This window comes from Clostridium sp. UBA5119, assembly GCF_002414285.1.
Lineage (GTDB): Bacteria > Bacillota > Clostridia > Clostridiales > Clostridiaceae > Clostridium_J > Clostridium_J sulfidigenes.
Genome location: NZ_DHYX01000053.1, coordinates 18,290 through 45,245, shown reverse-complemented (window position 1 = coordinate 45,245; position 26,956 = coordinate 18,290). Strand labels below are relative to the sequence as shown.

Sequence of the window (26,956 nt, the reverse complement as noted above, 5' to 3'; positions counted from 1 at the left end):
ACCCTTCTAAATCTCTAGCTACATCTATAAGTTCGCGTACTCTCTCATCTACATCATAAAGTTCTTGTAGCTCACTATTCATCTCCAGTGATTTGTCTATAGTTATATTTAATACTGAAGGGATCATCTTTGCAATTTTATCTACCTCAGCATAGGAATAATTCATTGCTCTTCCTACATCTCTGATACATGCCCTTGGTGCCATGGTTCCAAAGGTAATTATCTGTGATACATTATTTTCTCCATACTTATCAACAACATAATCAATTACCCTTTGACGCCCTTCATAGCAAAAGTCTGAGTCAATATCAGGCATACTTACCCTTTCTGGATTAAGAAATCTCTCAAAAAGCAAAGCATACTTTATTGGATCTATTTTGGTTATTCCCAAAGTATAAGCAACTATAGCTCCTGCTGCTGAACCTCTTCCCGGTCCTGTAGGAATTCCATTTTCATTGGCATATTTTATAAAATCCCAAACAATTAGAAAATAATCAACATATCCCATTTTCTTGATTATTCCTAACTCATAATCTAATCTATCGCACAGAAGTTTTCCTTCTTCATTTTCTCCTCTTATTGCATTTACTTTTTCTTCATCCAATACTCCATTTAAAGCTGAGAATACTTTATATCTTTCAATAAGTCCCTTATAGCAATTTTCCCTAAGATATTCAAAGGGATTTACTCCCTCAGGCAAAGGAAATTTAGGTAACTTAGATTCATGAAATTTATAATCGAAATTACATTTTTCTGCTATCTTTAGCGTGTTTTCCATAGCTTCTGGTATATAAGAAAAAGTTTCATACATTTCTTCAGGTGACTTAAGATAAAACTGATTTGAAGGATATCTCATCCTAGTTTTATCTTCTACTGTTTTACCTGTTTGAATACAAAGTAATACATCGTGTGATTTACTATCTTCTTCATTTATATAGTGAGTATCGTTAGTACATACTAATGGTATATCACATTCCTTAGACAACTCTAATAACATTTCATTCACTTGTAACTGCTGTGAAATTCCATGGTATTGTAATTCTAAATAAAAATCATCTTTAAATATTTCCTTATATTTTAAAGCAACTTCCTTGGCCTTTTCTTTATTATCTCTAAGTAAATTTTTTTGAACCTCACCACCTAAGCAAGCACTAGTAGCAATTAATCCTTCACAATTTTCCTTTAAAAATTCATAGTCTACTCTTGGTTTATAATAAAACCCCTCTATAGAAGCAGTAGATACTATTTTCATTAGATTTTCATAACCTACCTGATTTTTAGCTAACAAAACTAAGTGATAGGTATCATTGTCTTTTTGAGGTTCTTTAATGTACATTGATTTTCCTGCCACATATATTTCACATCCAATTATGGGTTTTATCCCATTTTCTATAGCTTCTTTATAAAAATCTACTGCACCGTACATAGTTCCATGATCAGTAATAGCAATAGCTTTCATACCTAATTCCTTAGTTCTTTTAATAAGTTTAGATATTTTCCCTGAACCATCTAAGAGACTATACTCTGTATGCACATGCAGATGTACAAAATCCTTCATATTTTCACCCCCTGCATCCTTGGTAACAAAACTAATTTCTTTTAAAATACTTATTTTTATATTATCTTTCTAACTTACCTCTTACTATTAATCTGTCCTTACCATCATAAGTACATGTTACAAGGGTTATTGTTGCATCCTCACTTTTATCTAAAACATAGGTGTCTTCTGGAGCAACTGTAAAGCTCTCTGTAACTTTATAAGTAAAGGTCTTATCATGAGTAGATACTATTATATCATCATTAACTTCTAATTTGTTTAGTCTTAGAAAAAATTCTCCTGTATCATAGTTTCTATGTCCTGCTAGTGCAAAGTTACCCATTTCCCCCGGCATAGCAGTATCCTTAAAATGTCCTACTGCATATTTTATAATTTCATCCTCAGCGCCTTCTGCTACTACTACTTTCAAATTCATTTTTGGTATTTCTAAAACTGCAATTGGATTTACCATATCTATATAAGGAAGTTTTTCTTCCTTACTTTTCTTATTTTTTTCATGATTAATTTCTTGCTTTTCTTCTGATACAAATTTGTCATAAAGCTGATCTTGAACTTTTTTTGTTTCCCACTTTCCTCTAAAAGCAAACAGTAATAATCCAACCCCCACTAAAATTAAAAGTATACTTATAATGTTTCTAATTTTCCCCTTCATTAAAACACCTCTTTACTTAAATTATAAACTATTAAGTAATTATACACACATATGTTTTGCAACATTCTCAAAAATGGAATGTCTTATATAATTAATCTTTTTAGCCCCAGTAATTTATCTATAAAACTGATCTAAAAATTAATGATTTTGAGACATTCCATGATAAACAGAGTTCTTTTTATCTTTAAAATAACACTTTATTTAATATAGTCAGCCACTTTAGAAACCTCAATATAAGGCTTAATTTTACCTAAAACTTCATTAACATGATATGGATGTATCTGATATTCATTCATGTCATCTACAGAATCAAATCTAGTTATAAGACATACATCAAAAGATCTATCCGTATGAAGCTCATCTATTCCTACTTCTATCTCCTTAAGCTCAGGTATTTTTCCTTCCTTAGCTTTAAGAGTATTTGCTACAAACTTTACGTTTTCCCTTGTATTTTCTTTTAACTTAAATAAAACCACATGTGTAAACAACTTTTTCCCCCCTATACATTAACCTATTTTATTTAATTATTTTTTAGTACCTTAGCTGATAGCATAGCCTTTGCCATAATCTCTTTATTTTGATTATACATTGTTACTTCTACCTTTGAATAATATCTTCCTCTATCTATTACTTCAGAATATACATCAATTATTCTACCCATTTGAACTGGCTTAGTAAAATAAGATGTGAAACTATCTATAGCTACATTTGTAATACCATTTTGTCTTAACACCATAGTTCCCATAGTTGATAAAAGCATATTTAATGCATTCCATGATGCAGTACCTATAGAGTCAAGCATTTCAGGTACAATTTCTCCCCAGAAATGCATCTTATTTTTACTAGACTCAAATTCAAAATTCTTTAAAATTAAATCATCCATAGTATGACCTACATGAGGCTGTCTTGTAACTATTTGTAATGCCTTTATTACATCTCCTCTGGAAATTATACCTATTAATTTCTTTTTATATACCACTGGGCATATTTGAATTCCATCCCAAGCCATGATATGTGCTGCATAGGCAACTGTGCTTGTAGGGTTTAATACAATAGGATTCTTTGTCATAATGCTATTTATGATCTCATTGTCATCATGATTGTTTATTTGAGTTATACTTACAAGACCTATAACTCTAGATTCCTCATCTAAAACTGGAAATCTTTCATGCCTGGTTTTCTCTGATAATTCTCTTAATCTTTTAATCTTGTCCCATACATTTAAGTATTCTGGATTTTTATCCATAACATCTTCTACTAATACAATTTCTTTTTTAACATTATTTTCATATATAGCCTTATTTATCATGCTTGCAACAGTAAAGGTATCATAGCTACAGGATATTACAGGCAAATTTGTTTTATCTGCTAAAGTCTTTATTTCATCACTACATTGAAAGCCCCCAGTGATAAGCACAGCACATTGGTTTTCAAGTGCTAGTCTTTGAGCTTTTTCTCTATTTCCTACTATAAGTAATGAACCTGGGCTTATGTATCTCTTAATGGTTTCAACTTCCATGGCTCCTATTATAAATCTTTCAAGAAAATTATTCTCTCCGCCCTTGCCACCAATTAAGGTTCCATCTACCATGTTTACAATTTCCTTAAAGGATATCTTGTCAATATTCTTTTTTTCTAACTTTTCTACTCTTACTGTGCCAACCCTAGGAATTGTATTGACAATTCCTATAGATTCACACTCCTTTATTGCTCTATATGCCGTTCCTTCACTGACACCTAATTTACTACTAATTCCTCTAACAGATATCTTAGTATTTATATCTAAGGATAGAATATATTTAATTATTTCCTCATGTTTTGACATGCCTATCTACCCTCTTTTCTAAGCTCATCAGCTATTTTTTCAATTCGTCTAAGACGATGATTTACTCCTGATTTTCCTACAGGTGGATTTAACATAGCTCCTAACTCCTTTAAGGATTCATCTGGGAATGCAAGCCTCAATTTAGCTACTTCCTTTAAATTTTTAGGTAATCTATCAAGTCCAATTTCACTTTCAATAAGCTTTATACTTTCCACCTGTCTTACAGCTGCATTAACAGTTTTACTAAGATTTGCAGTTTCACAGTTAACAATTCTATTTACATTGTTTCTCATTTCCTTCATGATTCTTATATTTTCAAGCTCTAGTAATGCATTATGTGCACCTATTATATTCAAAAGATCTACTATTTGCTCTCCCTCTTTTAAATATATTACAAAACTATTTTTCCTTTGTATTACTTTAGAATTAAGCTTATAACTGTTAATAAGATCACTAAGTTCATTGGCATAATCTTGATCATGAGTTACAAATTCCAAATGGTAAGTTTTCTCTGGGTTGCTAATACTTCCTCCCCCTAAAAAAGCTCCCTTTATATATGCTCTTTTACAATTTTCATTTTTTATAACTTCAACAGGTACTCCGTAGTGTATATTAAATAAACCATCCTTTTCTATTATTCCCAATTCTTGAAGGAGTCCCTTTACATCTACTTCTTCTGGTATTAAAACCATATATATATTATTTTTCTTTAACGAATTGCTTTTCTTTACCAATAATTTAGTGTGAATATCATAGAAATCTTTTAAATTTTTAAAAATCCATCTTGCTATAGCTGGATTTTCAGTTACTATCTTAAAGGTAATAGATCTGTTAAATCCAAAACCCAAGGTTCCACTTGACTTCATTATAGCTGATAATTGGGCAGCTATTTCATCTTTAGATAATTCACAATTTCTACATACTTCATTTTTTACCTTTAGTGAAAATGACATTTCTCTACTCCCTATCCTTTTTTTCTCTTCTTAATCTCTGTGATAAATATATATATTCAAAAATTCTTTTCTCATCATTAATCATTTTTTTCTTTAATATAGTTTCTATAAGTATTTTAGCAAGTTTATCCTCATCATGTCTTATGAGTTCTTTTTTAATCTTTATCATATCAAACTCTATATACTTTACATTTAGCTTATCTTTGTCACCATGGTCAAGTTGAACAAAGGTTGAGCCTTTTTGTAAGTATCTTTCTTTTATATTTTCTTCTTCCTTTGAGAGCCCTTTATTTACAATAGCATAATCAATAGGCATACCTTGGCAGTGTTTCATTATAGCTCTTATATGATCTTGAACACTAAAGTTATCACTCTCACCTGGTTGAGTCATTATATTTGATACATAAATCTTTAATGCTTTAGTGGCCTTTACAGCCTCTCTTATATCACCTACCATTAGATTAGGGATTATACTAGTATATACACTTCCTGGACCTAATATAACTGCATCAGCATCTCTTATAGCATCAACGGCCTCTTGAACTCCATTAGCATCTTTAGGCTCTATAAATACTCTATCTATAGGTGATTTTCTATTTAAACTCTCAGTAGGTATTGAGGATTCCCCTTTTATTATGTCTCCATTTTTTAGTTTTGCATATAATTGCACATTTTCTAGAGTAACAGGCAGTACTTTTCCAGTTACTGCTAAAACCTCACTGGTTTTTTTAATAGCCTCTAAAAAATTATCGGAAATCCCATTCATAGCTGCTAAAAATAAATTACCAAAACTTTGATTCTCTAAAGAACCATCCTTAAATCTATACCTAAAGAGCTGTTCCATCAAAGGTTCAGTATCTGCTAAAGCTATTATGCAGTTACGAATATCTCCTGGTGGTAACATTCCTAAATCTTGCCTCAGTACCCCAGAACCACCTCCATCATCAGCCACTGTAACTACTGCAGTTATATTAGTAGTATATCTTTTTAGTCCGCTAAGCATATTGGATAGCCCTGTTCCACCTCCAATAACTACCACCTTAGGACCCTTTACTAATATACTATTTTTAAAAAAATCATCGTCAAAATTTTTCTTTCCCATAGAAAAATTCAACGCTTCAAACTTTATTATATCTATTACTTTTTTAGTATACTTCTCTAAACTTATATAGGTCAATACACACCCTAAAACTAGTATTGCTACTAAAAATATTTTAATAGAAATACCTTCACCCCATCTTCTTATAAGCTCAATTATAGAGTAGGAAATTAAAAATACACCTAAAATAATTTGACATATCCACCTCTTAATTCCCACACCAGGCATTAACCCGTCCTTAAGCTTCATCGCTTTCCAGCTCCTCTACTTACATCCTCATTTATATCTCTATGATCTATAGTTACACTATTACCATTATGATTTAAAGTCTCATATACTTTATTTGCAATAGCTACAGAACGATGTCTACCTCCTGTACAACCAATAGCAACAATCAACTGTCTTTTTCCTTCTATTTTATAATTAGGAATTAAAAATTTAAGCATATCTATAAATTTTTCTACAAATTGCTGTGTTTCAACTTTAGATAATACATAATCTTTTACCGGCTTATCTAGTCCGCTAAAAGGCTTTAGATCAGCAATATAATATGGATTAGGAATAAATCTTACATCCATAACTAAATCCGCATCTAAAGGTATTCCATATTTAAATCCAAAGGATATTACATTAATGAGTAAAGGACTTTCAATTTGACCTTCATCTCCATAGGCCATAGTTATTTCTTCATTAAGCTCTTTATTAGTTAGTTTTGATGTGTTTATTATTTTACTAGCCCTTTCCCTTATTCCTTTTAGTTTTTTCTTTTCTATACTTATACCATTAATAATCCTTCCATCCGGTGCAAGAGGATGTTTTCTTCTTGATTCTTTATATCTTTTAACTAAGGTTTCATCTGTAGCTTCAAGGTATAATACTTCATATAGGTAACCTTCCTTATCAAGAGTTGACAAACTACCTAATAAGTCATCAAAAAATGTTCTTCCTCTAATATCTACTACTATGGCAATTTTATCTATTTTACCTTCAGTTTTGAAGCACACTTCAGCAAACTTTATTATAAGGGTTGGTGGTAAATTATCTACACAGTAAAACCCTAAATCCTCAAGAGATCTTATTGCTTGTGTCTTACCTGCTCCTGACATACCTGTAACTATCAAAAATTTCATTCTATCACACCTCTTTTGCATATTTAATTCCAGTAAAACTTGTAAATTTAATCTTATTTTATTTTAAAATTATACATCTTTTAAATTAATAATTTTAATAAAAATTAACACTAATATCTATATATTATACACATTAATTATATCATATAGTAATTTATATTACTAAAAAAGATATAGGATAAATATTTATTTATCCTATATCTCTCACATAAAATTTTAAAATTAATAATATTATTTTAAATTAAAATATTTATTTTATAGACTCAATTAATGATTTAAATCCAGGTAAGGCATTTTCTATAGTACTATAGGCTACACAATAAGCAATTCTAATATATCCTGGACAAGCAAAAGAAGTTCCAGGAACTATTAAAATATTATATTTTTTTGCCATATTACAGAATTCAATATCGTTCTCTATAGGTGATTTAACAAATAAATAGAAAGCACCTTCTGGTTTTATACAATTGTATCCATAAGAAGTAAGTTCACTATAAAGTAGTTCTCGATTTTTATTATAAAAATCAATATTTACTTTATCATCTAAACATCTAGCTATCACTCTTTGGAAAAGTGATGGTGCATTTACATATCCTAAAATACGAGTAGCTACATTAGCAGCAGATACAACATTTTCAAAATCGGATACTTCATTTGGTATAACTAAATATCCAATTCTTTCTCCTGGTAATGAAAGAGATTTGCTATAGGAATATCCAACAATTGTATTATCATAATACTTTGTTAAATATGGCACTTGAATGTTATCGTATACAAGTTCTCTATAAGGCTCATCTGATATTAAATATATGTCAGTTCCTAATTCCTTTTGTTTTTCTTTTAAGATATTAGTAAGTTTTATAATAGTCTCTTCTGAATAAACAACGCCTGTAGGATTGTTTGGAGAGTTAATTATAACAGCTTTAGTCTTATCCGTAATTTTACTTTTAAACTCATCTAAATTAGGTTGAAAATCTATAGTGTTTGGTGATACTACTACAAGCCTTCCATCATAGTTAGCTGCATAACTTCTATATTCACCAAAATATGGTGCAAATACTACTACTTCATCTTCTGGATTTAAAAGAGTTTTAAAAATCACGTTTAAACCACCTGCTGCACCTACAGTCATAACTATATTCTTTTCTGTAAAACTTGTATTAAATTTCTTGTTAATTGAGTTGGCAATAGTTTCTCTAACATCCTCATAACCTGAGTTGCTCATGTAACCATGAACCATAGTATTAGGTTCATTATTTAAAATATCTACAATTGCCTCCTTTACAGTGCTTGGCGGTTCAAGATTTGGATTTCCTAAACTGAAATCATAAACATTTTCTGCACCATAAATTGATGCGAGTCTTTTACCTTCTTCAAACATAGCTCTGATTAATGAACTACCTTTAACATAATCGACCATTTTTTTTGAAATCATATCCCCATCTCCCTATTTTTTATATTAGGTTAAACTATCTTCACCTATAATTCTAACTTCAGTGTGTAATTCAACCTTAAATTTTTCATAAACTTTAGCTTTTACAACTTCAATAAGATCTAAAATATCCTTTGACGTTGCATTGCCTCTATTTATGATAAATCCTGAATGTTTTTCAGATACCTGTGCGTCCCCAACGCTAGTACCCTTTAATCCTGAATCTTGAATAAGCTTACCTGCAAAATATCCCTCGGGTCTTTTAAATGTACTTCCTGCTGATGCATATTCTAAGGGTTGCTTACTTTTTCTTCTTTCTGCTAGATCACCCATTCTTTCCTTGATCAAAGCTTTATCTCCATGAGACAATCTCATTCTTGTTTCCAGAACTATATAGCCATACTTTAAAATTACACTATTTCTATATCCAAATTCTAGTTCCTCTTTACTCAATTCTCTAATGTTACCCTCATTGTCAATTACTAACGAACTTTCAATTACTTTTGCCATTTCTCCGTCATAGGCACCTGCATTCATTGCAGTAGCACCTCCAATAGATCCTGGTATACCAGACGCAAATTCTAACCCTGATAAACTATTCTTTAAAGCCTGATCTGCAACTGAATATAACTTAGCTCCACATTGTGCAGATATTAAATTTTCATCTACTACTATTTTATTTATGTGTCCTAGTTTTATAACTACTCCTCTTATTCCTCCATCTCTTATTATGAGATTAGATCCATTTCCTAATATGAAATAATCCACCTTATTTTCCTTGCATATGTTAATTAAGTCTTTAACCATTTCATAATTAGAAGGATAAACTAATAGGTCAGCGGGTCCACCTACCTTAAAAGAAGTATGATTCTTCATTAGTTCATCTATTTTTACATTTTCATTCCCTGCTACATCTAAAACACTTCTTATAAAACTATCCTTTAATTTCATTGTATACCTCTTACTATATTATTATATATTAAGTATAAAATACTTACGTTATATATATCAACAGTTATTACATATTTCTTTCATTTTAAGTATACTATTCTATTAATAGTATACACACTCTAATTCAATATTTTTATGCTGACATATGGTTATTAACTATTTTTCTTAAAATAATTAATTATACTTTCAGTAGCTTTCCCATCCATAGAAGGTGTAGCAATTAACTCTTCATAGGTAGCCTTTTTTATATTTTCAATACTACCAAATTTCTTTAGAAGTTCACGCCTTCTTTTTTCTCCTATTTTAGGTATTTCATCTAATATAGAATATAAAGTACGTTTATCTCTTAAAGTTCTATGATATGTAATAGCAAATCTATGAACTTCATCCTGAATTCTAGTTATTAAAAGCATAGCCTTGGAAGAGGGCTTTAATAGAATTTCTTTATTTTTATAAATAAGTCCTCTTGTTCTATGCTTATCGTCCTTTACCATACCACATACAGGTATAGTAATATTTAATTCCTCCAATACTTGAAGTGCTATATTAATTTGTCCTTTTCCACCATCCATCATAATCAAGTCAGGAAAAATAGAAAACTTACCCGACTTAAAGTCCATACCATTATTATTTATCTTCCTTACTTCTTCTAATCCATGGGTAAATCTCCTTGTTAATATCTCTCGCATAGAGCCATAATCGTCTGCACCTTCTACAGTTTTAATTTTAAATCTTCTATAATCACTATTTTTAGCTACTCCATCTTGAAATACTACCATGGTTCCTACAGAATCCATTCCCATGATATTAGATATATCATAGGCTTCAATTCTACTAGGCATATCTTCAATCCCAAGAGCCTCTTGAATTTCAGAAAGTGCCACATTATTAAGTTCCTTGTCTACTTTATGTTTAATCTTAAACATTTCGAGAGCATGGCTAGCGTTTTTTTCTACCATATCAAGTGTCTTTCTCTTTTCTCCTTTATGTGGAACCTTTATAGTGACTCTATATTCCTTCTTTATAGATAACCATTGCTCTAAGATATCAATTTCATCACAATGACTTACATATACAGTCTTAGGTATAAAAGCGGTTCCACCATAAAAGTTTTTAATAAATTCCTCTATGACATAGGCAGGCTCTTCTCCTCCTGTATTGTCTAAAATAAAATCTTCTCTTCCAACGATTTTGCCATCTCTTAAAAAGAATATCTGAATACAACTATCTTTTTCATCTTGAGAAATACCTATAAAATCTTCATTTTCAAAATTATTACTAATAATCTTTTGCTTTTCATTTATTTTATCTATAGCTATCAACTTATCTCTTAAAGAAGCTGCTCTTTCAAAATCTAAATTTTCTGCTGCTTCTTCCATTTCAGTCTTAATATTACTGGTAATTTTTGTATCCTTACCTGTAAGTAAATCCACCACATCATTGATAATCTTTTTATATTCCTCTTTAGAAATTAATCCTTCACATGGCCCACTACATAATTTTATATGATAGTTAAGACAAACCCTTGTTTTAGGACCATTTTCCTTTATAACTCTTCTACATGTTCTAAGATGAAATACCTTCTTTATAAGTTCATTTATAGTATATACTGCACTTCCATCCGTATATGGTCCAAAATATTTAGATGAATCATTTCCATAATTTCTTGTAACTAATACCCTTGGAAATTCTTCATTAGTAATTTTAATAAAAGGAAAATACTTATCATCTTTTAGCAAAATATTATATTTAGGACTATACTTTTTTATTAAATTACATTCTAGTATTAAAGCTTCTACTTCAGAATCTGTAACTATATACTCAAATTCACTTATATTCTTAACCATAGCTCTAACTTTTTCACTATGATTTTTAGAATTCTGAAAGTATTGTCTTACTCTATTTTTAAGATTTTTTGCTTTTCCTACATATATTACTTCTCTCAAAGAATTTCTCATTAAATAAACTCCAGGATTGTCTGGAAGATTTTTTAGATGATACTCAAAATCAAACATTAAATCACCTCACTTCTCATCCAAAAGTTGTTTCATCTTTAGTATAATACTTATTGAGCTTCACTTTTAATGCAATGATAAATACTCATAAAGTATATTATATAATTATATTTCAAAAGTTCTAATATTAATTTGTATTAAAATAAGATTTCATAAGCTCCTTTGCCATAGCGCTGGCATTAAAGCTATCATTTCCACCTTCTTCTGCAATTATAGCAAAGGCTATTTCTGGGTCATCATAACCTGCAAAACCTATAAACCAAGTGTGTGGCTCCTTATCTCCAGAGTCATGGTCTGCAGTTCCAGTCTTTCCTGATACTTCAATGTTCCATAACTTTGCTGCCTGACCAGTTCCCTCATTGACTACAGCTTTCATATATTCCTTTAGCAATGCTGCATTTTCAGGAGTTGTAACTGTAGCTGCTTCCTTTTGTTCATAGCTTTTAACTACTTTCCCTTCCGGACTTATGATTTCCTTTACTACATTAGGTTCCATCATTACACCATTATTAGCTATAGTACTAGCTACTAGTGCCATTTCTATTGGACTTGCTAGTACTCCACTTTGTCCTATACCACTTTGAGCTATATTACCAACCTCATCACTTTTATATTTGGGGAAAATACTATTATCAATGGTAAGAGTTTCTGATGGAATATCTTTATTAAATAAGAACTTTTCTGATGTTGCCTTTAAATTATCATTTCCAAGTTCCATAGCTAAGGTACCAAATACCACATTACTAGACTTTAAAAAAGCTGTTCTAAGTCCAATGCTTCCATAAGCATACCCTTTGTAGTTTTCTAGGTATTCACTTTCATTAAAACTAATTTTCCCCTCATCATTAAAGATTCTATTGGTTATATCTGACATATTATCCAAAGCACTTATGGCTGTAATAACTTTAAAGGTTGAGCCTGGTGGGTAAAGACCTGAAACAGCTCTGTTCAAGAAAGGTGTATCCTCTTGTTGTGACAGTTTTTCAAAGTTTTCTTGTATTGTATTTGCATCAAAACCTGGTTTTGACACCATAGCAAGAACCTCTCCCGTCTTAGGATTTAATGCTACTATTGATCCCTTTCTATTGCCTAAAATCTCAAAGGCTCTTTGTTGTAACTTAGAATTTAAGGTAGTCACTACATGATTTCCAATTTTATTCTCATCCTTTTTATTGGAAAATATATCCTTTATGGAATTCACTGATTGTCCTGAAAGTTCTTTATCAAACTTCTTTTCAATTCCACTAGCCCCATACTTAGCATCATTATAACCAACCACATGAGAAAAAGCTACTCCTCCAACATACTTTCTTGTTTGAGAAAACTCCCCTGTTTTTTCACCTGTAGTTAAAGGATTCATATCTCTGTCATAAATAGTTCCTCTAAGAACTCTATTTTTCTCCGCCTGATTTCTTTTATTATAAACACTATCCAAAGCTATTTGATTTTTAAATAATGTACTATAACTTATATAAGAGATTAGAGCAATAAATAATAACAGAAATACAATCATTACATTTTTTATGTTCTTTTGTAGATTATTCATAATTACTACTCTCCTCTGATATTTTTTGTATTATACCTAATGAAAGATAACTTATCAGCATAGAACTTCCTCCATAACTAACAAAAGGTAAAGTTATTCCTGTAAGAGGAATAGCCCCAGTTACACCACCAATAATTACTAGAGTTTGGGATACCATCATAGTACTATATCCAACGGCTAATAGCCTTGAGAATCTATCCTTTATGTAAAGTGCAGCCCTTATACATCTATAGAATAGTAGAAAGTTTAAAATTATAACTGCAAACCCAATAAGTAACCCTAGCTCTTCACAAATAGCTGCAAATATAAAGTCAGATTCCACTACTGGAATATATCCTGGATACCCATTTCCAAGTCCTACCCCAAAGAATCCTCCATTTGCTATAGCTATAAGGGATTGAACAAGCTGATGTCCTTCATTATATCCATATTTCCATGGGTCTCGCCATATCATAACCCTTATTTGAACATGATAAAATAAGTAATATCCTATGACACCACCAACTACAAATAACAGTAATGCTATTATTACATACTTTTTATTTGATGTAGCAATATAAAGCATAGTAAGTGCTATGGCAAAGAAAATTAGCGCTGAACCCAAGTCTGTTTGAGCTAACATAAATAGTAATGATATCATCATTACTATAGCAGGCTCCATTAAACTTATATATTTATATGATCTTTCTTTCCTAAATCCAATTGCCCTTCCTATCTTAATCCAAAACTTCGAAGGCTTTTCATAGTCCTTTAATGCTGAAGCAAGGTAAGCTACTAAGGCAATTTTCCCAAACTCAGAAGGTTGAAAACCAAACCCAAATAAATTTACCCAGTTTTTAGCTCCAAACTGTTCCTTTCCAAAAAAGGTACCCATGGACATAAATAATAATGTTACTATTAGATATAAATATTTGTACTTACTAAATCTTTTTAAATCTGGAAGTATTACAACTACTAATATAAACATAGTCATACCTAAAGCAAAAAATATAATTTGCTTAGCTGTTAAAAAACTTCTAGTACCTTCCGCTATATAACTACCTCCTGATATGGGTAAATCCAACCTATATATCATAGCAATCCCTATAACAGCAAGAATATTTGAAAATAACAATATAAATTTATCCCCATCTGGATAAAATCTTCTTATTACAAAGTGGGAATAACATAATAAACCACATATTATTGCTCCTATAAATATTGCACCCTTATCAATAGTTGGAGTTAGAATTGCTACATTAAAAAACAGTGCCATTACAAGCAAATAAGTAAATCTAAGCACTCTTTTTTCTTGTTTTATACCCTTCATACTTGCCTCCTAATAACTACATAAATTTAAAGGTAGCAGTTCCCACCTTTATTATATCCCCTGACTTTAATATAAGGGAATTCTTTATTCTAATATCATTAACCTTAGTTCCGTTAGTACTCTCCAAATCTTCCAACACATACTCATTATTTCTTCTGAAAATTTTAACATGATGAGAAGAAACATATTTATCATCTAAGATTACTGTATTATCACTTTTTCTTCCCATAGTTAAGTTATCTACTATTGGTAGTATTCCTCCATTTTTTAGATTTGTATTTTCTCCAGCTACCATTATTTCTAGCCCAGAAGTAGCCTTTCTAGTTCTATTCCTTCTTTTACCCACTGATTTAGTATCTGTATACATTATTTTTAAAGCGTAGATTATAATAAAATAAACTATAGCTATTATTCCTAAATTTAATGCAAATTTTAAAATATTCATAAGCAAAACTCCTTTATATATATATAACATAACTAGCATCATTATAAATTATGATGCTAGTTATAAGTAATTATATCATCTTTTTTAGGTACTGTCCTGTATATGATTTAGAACATTTAATTACATCCTTAGGATTTCCTTTAACTATAATAGTTCCTCCCTGATCTCCACCTTCTGGTCCTAAATCTATAATATAATCTGAACATTTTATTACATCTAAATTATGTTCAATCACTATTACTGTATTCCCTCCTTCTACAAGTCTTTGGAGAATTTTTATAAGTTTACTAACATCATCAATGTGTAATCCAGTAGTGGGTTCATCTAAGATATATAAAGTCTTGCCTGTACTTCTTTTAGATAATTCATAGGCAAGCTTTATTCTCTGTGCCTCTCCGCCTGATAATGTGGTTGATGGTTGACCTAATCTTATATAAGATAATCCAACATCCATAAGAGTTTTAAGTTTACTACTTATACGAGGTATATTTTCAAAGAAAGCTAACCCTTCTTCTACAGTCATATTTAAAACATCTGCAATGGTTTTTCCTTTGTATTTTACCTCTAATGTTTCCCTATTGTATCTCTTTCCTTTACACACTTCACATTCAACATAGACATCAGATAAAAATTGCATTTCTATCTTTATAATTCCATCACCTTTGCAAGCTTCGCATCTTCCACCTTTAACATTAAAACTGAATCTACCTTGTTTATATCCTCTACTTTTAGCCTCTGGAACCATAGTAAAAAGTTCTCTTATTAAATCAAACACTCCTGTATATGTAGCAGGGTTACTTCTCGGTGTTCTTCCTATTGGACTTTGATCTATATTTATAATCTTATCAATCTGGTCAGCACCTATAATTTCCTCATGTTTTCCTGGTAGTTTCTTAGAACCATTTAATTTTCTATTTAACCCCTTATATAAAACCTGATTAACTAAAGTACTTTTCCCTGACCCTGAAACTCCTGTTACAGATGTAAATAATCCTAATGGAAATTCAACACTTACATTTTTTAGATTGTTTTCCTTTGCACCTTTAACTTTTATAACTCTATTTTTATCCATAATTCTATATTTTTTCGGCACATCTATAGTTCTATGCCCACTTAAATATTCCCCTGTAATGGACTCTTTACACTTCATTACATGTTTTACTGTACCTGCAGCTACTATTTTTCCTCCATGCTCTCCTGCTCCTGGACCTATATCTACTAAGTAATCTGCTTCTCGCATAGTATCTTCGTCATGCTCAACTACAATTAAAGTATTTCCTATGTCTCTAAGATGCTTTAAAGTCTTTATTAATTTATCATTATCTCTTTGATGCAATCCAATACTTGGCTCATCTAAAATATATAAAACTCCCATCAAACTAGAACCAATTTGAGTTGCCAATCTAATTCTTTGCGCTTCTCCTCCTGATAAAGTACCTGATGCTCTACTTAAATTAAGATAACTAAGTCCTACATCCTTTAAAAAGCTAAGTCTACTCTTAACTTCCTTTAATACTTGTTCTGCTACAATTTCATCCTTTTTAGATAATTTTAATGTGTCTACAAAATCAAGTTCTTCTATAATAGACATAGTACAAAATTCACTTATATTTTTACCACCTACAGTAACAGATAAAGCTTCTTTAGATAATCTTCTTCCCTTACACTTAGGACAAGGATTATCACTCATATACTCTTCTACTTCCCTCTTTATGTAATCTGAGTTAGTTTCCATATATCTTCTTTTTAAATTATTTATTATACCTTCATAAGCATAATTATATATACCAGTTTTAAATTCCTTAGTATACTCTATTCGTAATTTTTCTCCATTCGTTCCATATAAAACAGAATTTAAATTCTCTTCTGATAGTTCTTCTATAGGAGTATCTAAAGTAAAACCTCTTTTTTTAGCGAGAGATTCTAATATGGCACGAGTCCATGAATCTTCCTTTAGACTCCCTTCACCTAAAGTTAAAATTCCTCCACCTAATATGGATTTGCTTTTATCAGGAATTACCAAATCCTCATCTATCTCCATTAAAGTCCCTAGTCCATCACACTCATCACACTTTCCAAAGGGAGAATTGAAGGAAAACATTCTAGGCTCAATTTCACCAATACTTATTCCACAACTTATACATGAAAATTTTTCACTTAAAAGTATATCTTCTCCATGAATAACATTTAAAATAGCTATACCTTCACCTATTTTTAATGCTGACTCTAAAGAGTCTGTAATTCTTGATTCAATTCCATCTTTAATAACTACTCTATCTATTACTATTTCAATGGTATGCTTTTTATTCTTCTCTAGTTTGATATCTTCATCTTCTAAATCTATCAGGACACCATCAATTCTAGCTCTAACATATCCATTTTTTTTAATGTTCTCAAGGATCTTTACATGTTCTCCTTTTTTTCCTGTAACTACAGGTGCTAAGATTTGGACCTTAGTTCTAGCTGGCAGAGCCATTGCCTGATCTACCATTTGATCTACAGTCTGCTGGGTAATCTCCTTGCCACATTTCGGACAATGGGGTACACCTATCTTTGCATAAAGAAGTCTTAAATAATCATAAATTTCAGTTACTGTTCCTACTGTAGATCTTGGATTTTTACTTGTAGTTTTTTGGTCAATAGATATAGCTGGTGATAATCCTTCGATATACTCTACATCCGGTTTATTCATTTGGCCTAAAAACTGTCTCGCATAAGCTGAAAGAGACTCTACATATCTTCTTTGTCCTTCTGCATAAAGAGTATCAAAAGCTAAAGAAGATTTTCCTGAACCTGAAAGTCCAGTAAAAACAACAAATTTATCTCTTGGTATTTCTAGGTCTACATTTTTAAGGTTATGTACTTTTGCACCTTTTATATAAATACTATTTCTCATAAATTTCTCCTTTACAAATTAAATTCTCTCTTCATACGTTCTATCTCATCTCTTAAAATCGCTGCTCTTTCAAATTGTAAGTCCTTAGCTGCTTCTTTCATCTCTTTTTCTAGTTTAGTAATATGCTTAGCCAACTCCTTCTTATCTAAAAGTAAATCACTACTTGCTTCACTGATATATGAAGCTTCATCTTCTGCCACTGTAGAAATTTCTATAACATCTCTTATTTCCTTGATTATAGTCTTAGGTACTATATTATGATCATCATTATATTTTTTTTGAATACATCTTCTTCTATTGGTCTCATTTATAGTTTTTTCCATAGAATTCGTCATATTATCAGCATACATTATTACTTTACTTTCTGAATTTCTTGCAGCCCTACCTACAGTCTGAATTAAAGATGTTTCACTCCTTAAGAATCCTTCTTTATCTGCATCTAATATAGCAACTAATGCTACTTCGGGAATATCTAACCCTTCTCTTAAAAGATTTATTCCAATTAGCACATCATAATCTCCTCTTCGAAGATCTCTTATTATTTCCATTCTTTCCATAGTAATTATATCAGAATGTAAGTAAGTAGTTTTTACTCCTAACTCCTTTAAATACTTAGTTAAATCCTCTGCCATCTTCTTTGTAAGAGTTGTAACTAAGGTTCTAAATCCTCTTTCCGTAGTTCTGTTAATCTCACCATATAAGTCATCAATTTGACCTTTTACTGGTCTTATTATAATTTTAGGATCTAAAAGTCCTGTTGGTCTTATTATTTGCTCTGCTATATTTGCAGAATGTTCATTCTCATAAACTCCAGGTGTAGCACTTACAAATAATACTTGATTTAATTTGTCTTCAAACTCTTCAAACCTAAGTGGTCTATTATCATAGGCTGATGGAAGTCTAAATCCATACTCTACTAAAGAAGTCTTTCTAGATCTGTCTCCTCCATACATAGCCTTAATTTGTGGTAGTGTAACATGACTTTCATCTATAAAGAAAAGAAAATCATCCGGAAAATAGTCAATAAGAGTTTGTGGTGGTGTTCCTTTTGCTCTTCCATCTAATATTCTAGAATAATTTTCTATTCCAGTACAATAACCTACTTCCCTCATCATTTCTATATCAAAATTGGTTCGCTGTTTTAATCTTTGAGCTTCTAATAACTTATCCTCATCCTTTAGCTCCCTTAACCTCTCTTCTAATTCAAATTCAATTTGAGAGATAGCTCTTTCTAAATTTTCCTTTGATGTAGCAAAGTGTGATGCTGGAAATATAGATACATGCTTTCTTCCACTAATTATATTGCCTGTTAATACATCAAACTCACGGATTCTGTCTATTTCATCTCCGAAAAACTCAACTTTTATCCCTTTATTAGTTGATGATGCTGGAAATATATCTAGCACGTCTCCTCTAACTCTAAAGGTTCCTCTTACAAAATTTATATCATTTCTTTCATATTGAATATCCACTAGCTGACTAATAACACTATTTCTATCTTTAATCATACCTTCTCGTAAAGATACAGTAAGCTTTTTATAATCCTCTGGATTTCCTAGCCCATATATGCATGATACAGAAGCCACAACTATAACATCTCGTCTTTCTATCAAGGCTGAAGTAGCTGAGTGTCGTAGCTTTTCTATCTCCTCATTTATTGATGCATCCTTTTCTATATAGGTGTCAGTTTGAGCCATATAAGCTTCTGGTTGATAGTAATCATAGTAAGAAACAAAATACTCAACAGCATTTTCCGGAAAAAACTCTTTAAATTCAGAGCATAATTGAGCTGCTAAGGTCTTATTATGAGCAAGAATTAAAGTTGGTCTTTGAACTCTCTCAATAATATTTGCCATAGTAAATGTCTTCCCTGATCCTGTTACTCCAAGTAAAGTTTGATATTTTTTATCTTCAAAAATTCCTTTAACTATACTATCTATTGCTTCAGGTTGATCTCCAGTTGGCTTAAATTTTGAATGAATCTTAAACTGACCCATGATACATCACCTCATCTTCTTTAAAATTAATCTTTATCGTTACTATCTTTCTTTTCTTTAATTTTATTTAGTATATCTGAAAAACTAGAATTACCTGGCTTTGCTACAGTAGCCTGTTTAGGAACCTCCCTAGGAACTATAACAATTCCTAATTTTTCTTTATTATTTTGTACTCTACATTCCAGTTCTTCCATAGTTCCATTTTCTCTTCTAACCTTCATATTTATATTATCCGGAAGACGTTCTAACATATTGAATATAATTTCATCCTTATATAATTTAATATTATTTATTTCTAATATTAAATCTCCCATTTTAACTCCCATATTTTTAGCTATTGAATTATGGGCTACATCTAGAACGCATACTCCCTCTTCATTACTCACATACTTTATTTTACCTTTTTTTTCTGCTAAGCGATCAATATATAACATATATTCATGTAATACAGGCATCAATGTAAGAATTATCACATCTAAAATCTTATTTATATCCCCCAAAAAAGATAATAGAATTAATACAGTCCCATAGCCTAAAATTAATAGTCCTGAGAATATTGGCTTATTTTTTTTACTTTTTGTAAATGTTATGGTAGCATAATTAACTCCTGCAAAAATCGGTAGTGCACCAATTACCATAGTAGCAAAAATCAACACGTTTTTATTATGATTAATTATTGGCCACCACTCTGGAGTGTTTACACTTCCGCCCATGACTGTATTGGCGCTAGTAGCCTGTACCATTAATAATATTATCATTGGTAATATCCATTGTCTTCTATATGCGAATCCACCTATGATTTTTTTATCTCTTGATCCAAATACAGGTATAGCGCCTCTTTTCCCATCAAAGATTACTAATAACCCTTCAACAATATGCATTACTGCAACCAGCACCAATAAATTAGTTATATCCATTTTTAGTACATCTAAACTTGGATTCTCCATAATTAATGATATAAAATACAGAAGTATTGATAATAGTCCCAAAATAGCTCCTGAATATGAAAGACAAACTAATTTTGGACTAAAGAACATTAACGCAACTGATAATATAAATATCAGAAATATATTAGAAGTTTCATAAAAAGTAATCCCCAAAAATGTAAGAATTAAACTAGCTACTACACCTCCTAATATTCCCATAACTATTTGTGACACAGTAAGTTCAAAAGCCGTTGATGAGTTTTTACCCATAATTAATCTTTCCATCACTGTAGTTTTTTTATTTTTCATATAGAATACAACAGCCATCATTATTAATATAAGCGCATAAGACGGCTCCACAATAGCATAGGACACCTGCTGCAAAGTATACTTTAAAAGTTCCATTATTTTTCTCCTTCTCATTATGTAACAAAGAGTAGATGTGCATAAGTAAAATTAAGTATCTACTATAATAGATACTTAATTTTACATCATCATTTATCTACTTGAAACTATAAAATTAATTTTATTAATTTTTCTATATGTTAACTTATTTTAATTAGTATTTATTATAATAAAAATACTAATATCTATTATAATACCCTATATTTTATTACTTAATCTTTTCTTTTGCCACTTCCAAAGCCTTTTCAAATTGAGGATCTACTGATTTATCATAGGATTTTCCTTTTAGTTCTTCTGGATACTCAACTAAAATATCTGGCTCTATTCCTATACCATGGATATTCTGCCCATTAGGAGTATAGTATTTTGATATAGTAACCTTTAATGCAGTTCCATCTCTAAATCCATCTCTATCCCTATAAAAAGTTGTTTGAACAACACCCTTACCAAAAGTCTTAGTACCTACTAAAGTTCCTAACTTATAGTCTTTTATAGCTCCTGTAAATATTTCTGAAGCACTTGCACTCCCCTCATCTATTAATATAGTAAGTGGTAATCCTTCAGCAATTCCACCTACAGAATTATAATCCTTCCTATTTCCATTCTTATCTTCCGTATAAACTATATTCTTATTCTTAGGAATAAATTGTGAACACATATTCACAGTTTGATCTAATAATCCTCCTGGATTTTCTCTTAGGTCTACTATTAAACTCTTCATTCCTTTTGAGTTTAAATCTTTAATTGCGTTTTCAAAATTGCTAGATGTGTTTTCATCAAACATAGTTACCTGAATATATCCTACTTGACTATCAATCATTTCTTTTTTTACAGTTATCATTTCTATTTCATCTCTTACAGCTTTAACATTAAAAGAACCTTTCTTTTCTCTAGCTAAAGTAAGTTCTACAGCTTCTCCTTTTTCACCTTTCATAGTTTTCACTGCTTTTTCCAAGTCCTTGCCTTCAACCTTTGTACCATTTACACTTTCAATTATATCTCCTGAAAGTATTCCCACTTTTTCTGCAGGTGAATTTTCAAAGGTAGCTACTACAACTATCTTATCTTCCTTAACTCCTACCTGTATTCCTAGTCCGACATAATTTCCTTCTGTTTGGGAATAGAAGTCTTTAAACTCTTCGGCATTCATATATGTTGTATATGGATCTCCTACAGCTTCAGTCATTCCCGCTGCTGCTCCATCTATAAGTTTATTAATATCAATTTCACCTAAATAATATCTATCTAATTTATCTTTTATAGTATATAACTTTTCAAAGTCCACTATATTTTCATATGTTTTTCTACTAACTATAACTTTACCATCTGGTAACTTAAAAGATATATAGTTAGATAATCCTAAAGTAATTAAATTTGTTACTATTAAAAGAGCCACTATACCCGTTACTCTTTTCCATTTATTTTTTTTACCATCCATAAAAATCACCCTCTCATTCTCATATATTTATTATTACTTTTTATCCCCGATAATAATACTATGAAATTTAAATTATTTTATTAATCCTTTCTATTACCAATATATTATATTATACACAAATAAGACTAAGAAATAAATTCTTAGTCTTATTTGTTCTTTATAATTTAAACTTTTAAGAATTTTCTCATGGATATTATACTTCCAATAGCGCCTATGAAAACTCCACATCCTAAGAATTCCCAAATAATCACCTTTAATATATATGAAATACCTACTAAATCAAATCCAAATAGTGTATCAGCACTTAAATTATTAATTATAATAGCATATATAAAACCTAGTGCTACTACCGATATGACTGCTCCCAATATTCCAAGTATCATACCTTCTATTATAAACGGCCATCTAATAAACCAATCAGTAGCACCTACATACTTCATTATTCCTATTTCTTTTTTTCTAGTAAACACTGTAATTTTTATGGTATTTCCTATCAAGAATAGAGATATCATAATAAAAACTACAAATGCTACTGCAGCGCCTATTTTAAATGAATCTGTAAGCTTAGAAATTTTTGCAATTATGGATCTTGCATCTTTTATCTCATCAATACCATTCATATCTTTAATACTACTTACAACTTTATCAACCACTAGTGGCTCTTTAACATTTACCGTAAAGGAAGCTGGGAATGGATTATTATCCTCAAATCCAGATGTTAACTGACCTAATTCATCATTCATTTGTTCCTTTACATCCTTCAAAGCATCTTCCTTGCTTTGAAAAGTTATCTTATCTATACCTTCTACTTCTTTAATTTTATTCTCTATATCATTTTTATTATTATCACTTATACCCTCTTTTAAGTAAATTTTTACCTCAACCATGGATCCCAATTGCGTAATTAATTTATCTGCATTAGCGACTCCTAGTGTTATAGCTCCTAATAAAAAAAGTGTAGCTGTTACCGTAGCTATAGATGCTATACTTAAAGTTTTATTTCTTTTTATACTTTTAAGCGCTTCCTTAAATGAATATTTAAAAGAATCAAATTTCATAACCATATTTCCCCCTTTCCTCATCTCTGGCAATAACACCCTTCTCAATAGCTATAACTCTCTTTTTCATAGAGTCAACTATGTCTCTTGCATGGGTTGCCATAACAATGGTAGTTCCTGCTCTACTAATATCACTTAAAATATCCATAATTTCTAATGAAGTTTCAGGATCTAAGTTACCTGTTGGCTCATCAGCAATTAATAATGATGGACTATTTACTATAGCTCTAGCTATAGATACTCTTTGTTGTTCTCCACCTGATAACTCCGTAGGTAAAGCATCTCTCTTTTTTGATAATCCTACCATTGAAAGCACTGCTGGAACCTTCTTTTGTATATCCTTTTCGCTTGATCCTATAACTCTTAGTGCAAAAGCTACATTATCAAATACATTCAAACTTTGTATCAATCTAAAATCTTGAAATACTACTCCAATTTTTCTTCTATAATAAGGTACTTCTTTCCTTGTTAGCTTTGTTAAATCTGATCCTGTAACTATAACTGAACCCGCTGTTGGATCAACTTCTTTTAATAACATCTTTATAAAGGTAGATTTTCCTGCTCCACTTGGGCCTACTAAGAAAACAAATTCACCTTGGTCAATATGTACATTTAAATTAGATAAAGCTAGTACATTGTTATTATAAACCTTAGTAACATTTTTAAAATCTATCATAATTATTAACTCTCCTCGACTTTTTACTTTTTATCTGTGTATATTATAACATAAAAATTTAAAATGCAAGTCCTACATAAGTTAAAAAATAATAAATTATTATTTTTCTCCACGAAAAAAGAGTGGAAACATATATATTTTTTTCCACTCATGTTTCTTTATGTATTTTAACTACACATATAAGTTGTGAATTAGTATATCATATACTAAGAAATATGTTGCTAATAATGCAAAGGTGCAGAATATAGTTCCTACTAAACCAAATTTATGAAGATATTGTCTCCAAGTTTTCTCATAGCTTAAAGGTCTCAATAACTTTGTCGGTTGTAAAAATGCTAATGCTGATACAAATAATCCTCCACAAGAAAATATAATTCCTGTATTTCTTATTCCCTTAAGTATTCGATAAAGTTCCATAGCTTGACCTTTAATTAATAGATATATGCAACTAATAACTATACCTAAAACTACAGGTATAATGACTAATTTTAAAGACAATTTAAAACAAAAGATTACATCATTCATATATCCTTTAACATCTTGTTTCATCTATAACGCTCTCCTTACTAAATCGAATTTTCAAATTATTTATAAATTATATCATAGGCTATAAAAAAAAGAAACCTAAGTATCCTTAGATTTCTTCCCTATTTAATTTTATTATTTATTTCATACTAATTCCAGTTTTAACCGCTTTAACTATATCTACTGCAGTTAATCCATAAGCTTTTAATAATTCTGCTGGCTTACCACTTTCCCCAAAAGTATCTTTTATTCCAACTCTTAAAACTGTAGCTGGACAATGTGTAGTTACTACCTCTGCTACTGCTGAACCAAGACCTCCTATGATACTATGCTCTTCTGCTGTAACTATAAGATTTGTTTCTCTTGCAGCTTTTGTTATCAGTTCTTCGTCTATAGGCTTTATTGTATGTATATTAATAACTCTAACTCTTATCCCTTCTTCAGCCAAAATATTGTATGCTTCTAATGCTGCCTCTACCATAATTCCAGTTGCAACTATAGTAGCATCTTTCCCATCTCTTAAAGTTATTCCTTTACCTATTTCAAACTTATAATCTTCATTATCATTTATTATAGGTACTGCACTTCTACCAAGTCTAACATAGCAAGGACCTTCATATTTTGTTATAGCTTCTATTGCTGCTTCAGCCTCAATTCCATCACTTGGACTAATTACTACCATATTAGGTATACTTCTCATTAATGAAATATCTTCTACAGATTGGTGAGAAGCACCATCTTCTCCTACTGTTAGGCCAGCATGAGTAGCACATACCTTTACATTTAGTTTAGGGTAACATATAGAATTTCTTATTTGTTCAAAAGCTCTTCCTGTTGCAAATATAGCAAAAGTAGATGCAAAAGGAATTTTCCCACAAGCTGCCATTCCTGCTGCCACAGTCATCATATTACCTTCAGCAATTCCCATATTAATAAATCTTTCTGGGCATACAGCCTTAAAATCAGCAGTTTTAGTAGACTTAGATAAGTCTGCATCAAGAACTACTATATTTTCATTTTCTTTACCTATTCTTGCTAATGCTTTTCCATAGGCTTCTCTAGTTGCAACACTTTTCATTATTCTTCTCCCCCAATCTCTTTTAATGCTATTTCACACTGCTCTTTACTTGGAGCTGAACCATGCCAACCTGCTTGATTCTCCATAAAAGATACACCTTTTCCTTTAATTGTTTTACAAACTATCATTGTAGGCTTATTTTTTATTCCTTTTCCAGCTTCTATAGCATCTTTTATCTTAACTAAATCATGACCATCTTCTAAATAAATCACGTTCCATCCAAATGCTACAAATTTATCTGCTATAGGATTAGGATTCATAACCTTATCAATATCTCCATCTATTTGAAGTCCATTATAATCTACAAAGGCTGTTAAATTGTCTAGTTTGTAATGAGCTGCACACATAGCCGCTTCCCAAACTTGACCTTCCTCTAATTCTCCATCTCCTAGTAGGGTATATACTCTATATGAGCTATTATCAAGCTTTCCTGCTAGTGCCATACCTACCGCAGCGGAAACTCCTTGACCTAATGAACCTGTAGACATATCTACTCCTGGTATGTAATTCATATTTGGATGACCTTGTAGCATTGCTCCAGTTTTTCTTAATTTCATAAGTTCTTCTTTATTAAAGAAACCCTTCTCCGCAAGAGCTGCATATAAAACTGGTGCAGCATGACCTTTTGATAATACAAATCTATCTCTATTAGGATTCTTAGAGTCTTCTACATTAATATTCATTTCATTAAAATATAATGTAGTAATGATTTCTACAGCTGATAGCGAACCGCCTGGGTGACCAGATGCTGACTCTGTTACCATCTTTATAATATCTTTTCTTAAAACTTTCGCTATATTCTCTAATGCTATTAATGACTTTTCCATTGCTTATCCCTCCCTGATTTTCTTCTAAACTCATTATATCAATAATTTATTTATTCTCAACTATTTAGTTGAAATTTTCCTTTTATCAATACATTTGATTATAAGAAATCTCCAATAATTATTAATATATTATTTACCTTACACTTCAATTAAATACAACTATCCTTCTATGATTATAAAAGTAATAAATACTTTATATTTTTTTGTCCATCTAA

General features: G+C 30.7%; 22 protein-coding genes. All 22 read right to left on the bottom strand.

All coding sequences use genetic code 11. The features are described 5' to 3' along the window. Positions 1–1,558, bottom strand: a 1,558-nt coding sequence (dnaE, locus tag B2671_RS08400) for a DNA polymerase III subunit alpha (protein WP_346870007.1), incomplete at its 3' end; no start/stop codon positions are given. A 61-nt stretch (positions 1,559–1,619) separates the two neighbouring features. After that, positions 1,620–2,210: a class D sortase gene (locus B2671_RS08395; protein ID WP_346870006.1), complete on the bottom strand. Its 591-nt coding sequence runs from the start codon at positions 2,208–2,210 to the stop codon at positions 1,620–1,622. A 197-nt stretch (positions 2,211–2,407) separates the two neighbouring features. After that, complete coding sequence (locus B2671_RS08390; RefSeq protein ID WP_346870005.1) at positions 2,408–2,698, bottom strand: Dabb family protein; 291 nt, start codon at positions 2,696–2,698, stop codon at positions 2,408–2,410. Between the two features lie 32 nt (positions 2,699–2,730). Further along, positions 2,731–4,035 carry a DRTGG domain-containing protein gene (locus tag B2671_RS08385; RefSeq protein ID WP_346870004.1) on the bottom strand — a complete coding sequence of 435 codons (1,305 nt, stop codon included), beginning with the start codon at positions 4,033–4,035 and terminating at the stop codon, positions 2,731–2,733. Positions 4,036–4,037: 2 nt separating this feature from the next. Continuing rightward, complete coding sequence (gene whiA / locus B2671_RS08380) at positions 4,038–4,988, bottom strand: DNA-binding protein WhiA (RefSeq protein WP_346870003.1); 951 nt, start codon at positions 4,986–4,988, stop codon at positions 4,038–4,040. Between the two features lie 4 nt (positions 4,989–4,992). Next, entirely contained in the window at positions 4,993–6,336 is a 1,344-nt protein-coding gene (locus B2671_RS08375) for a gluconeogenesis factor YvcK family protein (RefSeq protein WP_346870002.1), read from the bottom strand. Beyond that, the gene (rapZ, locus tag B2671_RS08370; protein WP_346847672.1) at positions 6,333–7,217 is read right to left on the bottom strand and encodes an RNase adapter RapZ; all 885 of its coding nucleotides are present in this window, start codon (positions 7,215–7,217) and stop codon (positions 6,333–6,335) included. The genes B2671_RS08375 and rapZ overlap by 4 nt, the downstream gene beginning before the upstream one ends. 250 nt (positions 7,218–7,467) lie before the next feature. Next, entirely contained in the window at positions 7,468–8,652 is a 1,185-nt protein-coding gene (locus tag B2671_RS08365; protein ID WP_346870001.1) for a pyridoxal phosphate-dependent aminotransferase, read from the bottom strand. Positions 8,653–8,676: 24 nt separating this feature from the next. Next, complete coding sequence (gene murB / locus B2671_RS08360) at positions 8,677–9,600, bottom strand: UDP-N-acetylmuramate dehydrogenase (RefSeq protein WP_346870000.1); 924 nt, start codon at positions 9,598–9,600, stop codon at positions 8,677–8,679. A 152-nt stretch (positions 9,601–9,752) separates the two neighbouring features. Then, on the bottom strand, positions 9,753–11,615 hold the full coding sequence (uvrC, locus tag B2671_RS08355) for an excinuclease ABC subunit UvrC (protein WP_346869999.1): 1,863 nt from the start codon (positions 11,613–11,615) through the stop codon (positions 9,753–9,755). A gap of 127 nt (positions 11,616–11,742) precedes the next feature. Beyond that, entirely contained in the window at positions 11,743–13,161 is a 1,419-nt protein-coding gene (locus tag B2671_RS08350) for a peptidoglycan D,D-transpeptidase FtsI family protein (protein ID WP_346869998.1), read from the bottom strand. After that, a complete protein-coding gene (locus B2671_RS08345; RefSeq protein ID WP_346869997.1) occupies positions 13,154–14,470 on the bottom strand; it encodes an FtsW/RodA/SpoVE family cell cycle protein in 1,317 nt (438 codons plus the stop codon). The genes B2671_RS08350 and B2671_RS08345 overlap by 8 nt, the downstream gene beginning before the upstream one ends. Positions 14,471–14,486: 16 nt before the next feature. Further along, positions 14,487–14,915 (bottom strand): FHA domain-containing protein, encoded by a 429-nt coding sequence (locus tag B2671_RS08340; protein WP_346869996.1) that lies wholly within the window; start codon positions 14,913–14,915, stop codon positions 14,487–14,489. 70 nt (positions 14,916–14,985) lie between these two features. Then, positions 14,986–17,811 carry an excinuclease ABC subunit UvrA gene (gene uvrA / locus B2671_RS08335; protein ID WP_346869995.1) on the bottom strand — a complete coding sequence of 942 codons (2,826 nt, stop codon included), beginning with the start codon at positions 17,809–17,811 and terminating at the stop codon, positions 14,986–14,988. 11 nt (positions 17,812–17,822) lie between these two features. After that, entirely contained in the window at positions 17,823–19,808 is a 1,986-nt protein-coding gene (gene uvrB, locus B2671_RS08330) for an excinuclease ABC subunit UvrB (RefSeq protein ID WP_346869994.1), read from the bottom strand. Between the two features lie 26 nt (positions 19,809–19,834). Beyond that, positions 19,835–21,139, bottom strand: a complete 1,305-nt coding sequence (locus B2671_RS08325) for a hypothetical protein (RefSeq protein ID WP_346869993.1) — start codon at positions 21,137–21,139, stop codon at positions 19,835–19,837. Between the two features lie 208 nt (positions 21,140–21,347). Continuing rightward, complete coding sequence (locus B2671_RS08320; protein ID WP_346869992.1) at positions 21,348–22,577, bottom strand: S41 family peptidase; 1,230 nt, start codon at positions 22,575–22,577, stop codon at positions 21,348–21,350. 164 nt (positions 22,578–22,741) lie between these two features. Next, the gene (ftsX, locus tag B2671_RS08315) at positions 22,742–23,635 is read right to left on the bottom strand and encodes a permease-like cell division protein FtsX (protein WP_346869991.1); all 894 of its coding nucleotides are present in this window, start codon (positions 23,633–23,635) and stop codon (positions 22,742–22,744) included. Next, the gene (gene ftsE / locus B2671_RS08310) at positions 23,625–24,311 is read right to left on the bottom strand and encodes a cell division ATP-binding protein FtsE (protein ID WP_346869990.1); all 687 of its coding nucleotides are present in this window, start codon (positions 24,309–24,311) and stop codon (positions 23,625–23,627) included. Before ftsE ends, ftsX begins: the two co-directional genes overlap by 11 nt. Positions 24,312–24,482: 171 nt before the next feature. Beyond that, positions 24,483–24,860: a hypothetical protein gene (locus B2671_RS08305; protein ID WP_346869989.1), complete on the bottom strand. Its 378-nt coding sequence runs from the start codon at positions 24,858–24,860 to the stop codon at positions 24,483–24,485. Positions 24,861–24,975: 115 nt separating this feature from the next. Then, positions 24,976–25,914, bottom strand: a complete 939-nt coding sequence (locus tag B2671_RS08300) for a transketolase family protein (RefSeq protein WP_414632626.1) — start codon at positions 25,912–25,914, stop codon at positions 24,976–24,978. Continuing rightward, positions 25,914–26,741 carry a transketolase gene (locus tag B2671_RS08295; RefSeq protein WP_346869988.1) on the bottom strand — a complete coding sequence of 276 codons (828 nt, stop codon included), beginning with the start codon at positions 26,739–26,741 and terminating at the stop codon, positions 25,914–25,916. Before B2671_RS08295 ends, B2671_RS08300 begins: the two co-directional genes overlap by 1 nt. Between the last annotated feature and the right edge of the window lie 215 nt (positions 26,742–26,956).

Coding starts and splice junctions, on each gene's coding strand:
- B2671_RS08395 (WP_346870006.1), bottom strand. CDS start 2,210: ATGAAGGGGAAAATTAGAAACATTATAAGTATACTTTTAATTTTAGTG.
- B2671_RS08385 (WP_346870004.1), bottom strand. CDS start 4,035: ATGTCAAAACATGAGGAAATAATTAAATATATTCTATCCTTAGATATA.
- whiA (WP_346870003.1), bottom strand. CDS start 4,988: ATGTCATTTTCACTAAAGGTAAAAAATGAAGTATGTAGAAATTGTGAA.
- B2671_RS08375 (WP_346870002.1), bottom strand. CDS start 6,336: ATGAAGCTTAAGGACGGGTTAATGCCTGGTGTGGGAATTAAGAGGTGG.
- rapZ (WP_346847672.1), bottom strand. CDS start 7,217: ATGAAATTTTTGATAGTTACAGGTATGTCAGGAGCAGGTAAGACACAA.
- B2671_RS08365 (WP_346870001.1), bottom strand. CDS start 8,652: ATGATTTCAAAAAAAATGGTCGATTATGTTAAAGGTAGTTCATTAATC.
- murB (WP_346870000.1), bottom strand. CDS start 9,600: ATGAAATTAAAGGATAGTTTTATAAGAAGTGTTTTAGATGTAGCAGGG.
- uvrC (WP_346869999.1), bottom strand. CDS start 11,615: ATGTTTGATTTTGAGTATCATCTAAAAAATCTTCCAGACAATCCTGGA.
- B2671_RS08350 (WP_346869998.1), bottom strand. CDS start 13,161: ATGAATAATCTACAAAAGAACATAAAAAATGTAATGATTGTATTTCTG.
- B2671_RS08345 (WP_346869997.1), bottom strand. CDS start 14,470: ATGAAGGGTATAAAACAAGAAAAAAGAGTGCTTAGATTTACTTATTTG.
- B2671_RS08340 (WP_346869996.1), bottom strand. CDS start 14,915: ATGAATATTTTAAAATTTGCATTAAATTTAGGAATAATAGCTATAGTT.
- uvrA (WP_346869995.1), bottom strand. CDS start 17,811: ATGAGAAATAGTATTTATATAAAAGGTGCAAAAGTACATAACCTTAAA.
- uvrB (WP_346869994.1), bottom strand. CDS start 19,808: ATGGGTCAGTTTAAGATTCATTCAAAATTTAAGCCAACTGGAGATCAA.
- B2671_RS08325 (WP_346869993.1), bottom strand. CDS start 21,139: ATGGAACTTTTAAAGTATACTTTGCAGCAGGTGTCCTATGCTATTGTG.
- B2671_RS08320 (WP_346869992.1), bottom strand. CDS start 22,577: ATGGATGGTAAAAAAAATAAATGGAAAAGAGTAACGGGTATAGTGGCT.
- ftsX (WP_346869991.1), bottom strand. CDS start 23,635: ATGAAATTTGATTCTTTTAAATATTCATTTAAGGAAGCGCTTAAAAGT.
- ftsE (WP_346869990.1), bottom strand. CDS start 24,311: ATGATAGATTTTAAAAATGTTACTAAGGTTTATAATAACAATGTACTA.
- B2671_RS08305 (WP_346869989.1), bottom strand. CDS start 24,860: ATGAAACAAGATGTTAAAGGATATATGAATGATGTAATCTTTTGTTTT.
- B2671_RS08300 (WP_414632626.1), bottom strand. CDS start 25,914: ATGAAAAGTGTTGCAACTAGAGAAGCCTATGGAAAAGCATTAGCAAGA.
- B2671_RS08295 (WP_346869988.1), bottom strand. CDS start 26,741: ATGGAAAAGTCATTAATAGCATTAGAGAATATAGCGAAAGTTTTAAGA.